Genomic DNA, 1,750 nt, shown 5'->3' with positions numbered 1-1,750 from the left:
GGCCCGGGGGGGGGGGCCGCCGCCCCGCGCCCCCCCCCCCCCCCGCGGCGGGCCGGCCGGGGCGCCGCCGCCGCCGGGCCGCGGCGGCCTGCAACGCCGCCGCGGCGACGAAGAGCACCGCGGGGTCCAGGCCGCGCAGCAGCCCGAAGCCGGCCGGCGCGAAGGCGTAGGCCGCCTGTCCCGTCGCCACCACCAGCGCCACGACCCGCGCCACATCCGGCTCCCGGAAATCCTGCTGGGCGACCAGCGGCGGCAGCGACACGGCGTTGCCCAGGCCGAAGCCGAACAGCGCCACGCCGAGCAGCAGCAGCGCCGGCGAGCCGGCCGCCCCGAGCAGGACCAGGGAGCCCAGCACCTGCACGCCGAAATTCGCCGCCGCCACCCGTCGCCGGTCGGTGCCGGCGCCGAGCAGCCGCGCCAGGGCGAAGCGGCCGGCGATGGCGCTGGCCGTCGCGAATCCCATCGCCCGCCCCGCGCCCTGGGCGCCGCGCGGCGGCGCCAGCAGCGCCACCAGATGCGCCACCAGCCCGATCTGCGCGAAGAGCCCAAGGGCATTCGCCGCCACCAGCAGCCGGAAGCGGCGGTCACGCCAGAGGCGCGGCGACGCCGCCGCACCCGCCCCCGCCGGCCCGGGCGCCGCCGCGGCCGGGCGGCGGCCGAGATAGTGCCCGGCCAGCCACCAGCGCGGCGCGGCCATCGCGCCGCCGACAAGCGCCGCCGCCCAGCCGAAGCCGACCCAGCCGATCAGCGCCACCCAGAGCGGCGAGAGCACGACCCCGCCGAGGCTCGCCCCGTTGAACGCCACCGCCAGCGCCATCGGCCGGCGGCGCACGAACCAGGGCGCGACGATCGCATTGATCGCCGCGGCGCCGGTGGCCGCCCAGCCCGCGCCGGAGGGCAGCGTCGCCAGGAAGAGTTGCCAGGGCTCGGCGGCAAGCGCCCATCCGAGCGCGCCGAGCGCGGCCGCCACGCCGCCGGCCCGCGTCACCGCGGCGAGGCCGAATCGCCGATAGAGCCTTGGCAGCGCCGCCACGACCGCCGCGCCGGAGAGGAAATGCGCGGTGACCGCCAGGGAGACGAGCCAGCCCGGCCAGCCCCGCCCGGCCTCGACCGCATGCAGGAAGACGGGCGGGCCATAGAAACCGACCCCCCAACCGAAGGCCGCGACCACGAAGGCCGCCCAAACCACCCGCCAGCCGAATCCTTCCGAGTCGTCCCGCATCCGCCGATCCGTGCCGCGCGATCCTGGCATCCTGCCCCGCTGGCCGCAGCAGCGGCTTCGGCCGCGGCCGAAGCATCGCGGGCGGCGCCGGGCTATCATCCGGCCATGCCCAGCAATGCCGCGCTCGCCGAAACCGCCGCGCTGATCGGCGATCCCGCGCGGGCCGCGATGCTCGCGGCACTGCTCGACGGCCGTGCGCTGACCGCGGGCGAGCTGGCCGGGGCCGCCGGCATCACGCCGCAGACGGCCAGCGGGCATCTCGGACGGCTGACCGAGGCGGGGCTGCTCGCGATGGAACGCCAGGGCCGCCACCGCTATCACCGCCTGGCCGGCCCGGCGGTGGCGCGGCTCATCGAAAGCCTGCTCGAGATCGCGGCCGCGCGCCCGCGGGCCGGGGGGGCCCCCCCCCCCCCCCCCCCCGCCCCCGCCCCCCCCCCCCCCCCCCCCCCCCCCCCCCCGCCCGGGCTCGGCGGCGCCGAAGGGCGCGTGGTGGCGATGGACATTTCGACATGCCCCGCATTGCCGGAG

2 protein-coding genes are annotated in these 1,750 nt (G+C 79.3%); one reads left to right on the top strand and one right to left on the bottom strand.

Going from position 1 to position 1,750, the window contains the following annotated elements; all coding sequences use genetic code 11:
* Positions 1-1,222: MFS transporter (locus AC1MIR_RS20850; protein ID WP_480030097.1), on the bottom strand; the 1,222-nt coding region annotated here is incomplete at its 3' end.
* Positions 1,223-1,327: 105 nt separating this feature from the next.
* On the opposite strand from AC1MIR_RS20850, the gene AC1MIR_RS20845 reads away from it, so the two are divergent.
* On the top strand, positions 1,328-1,750 hold a 423-nt coding region (locus AC1MIR_RS20845), incomplete at its 3' end, for an ArsR/SmtB family transcription factor (protein WP_480030096.1).

Source organism: Falsiroseomonas sp. RANM36 (assembly GCF_056682175.1).
Note: the sequence above shows the minus strand (reverse complement) of the source record. Positions and strands in the feature narration are given on the sequence as shown.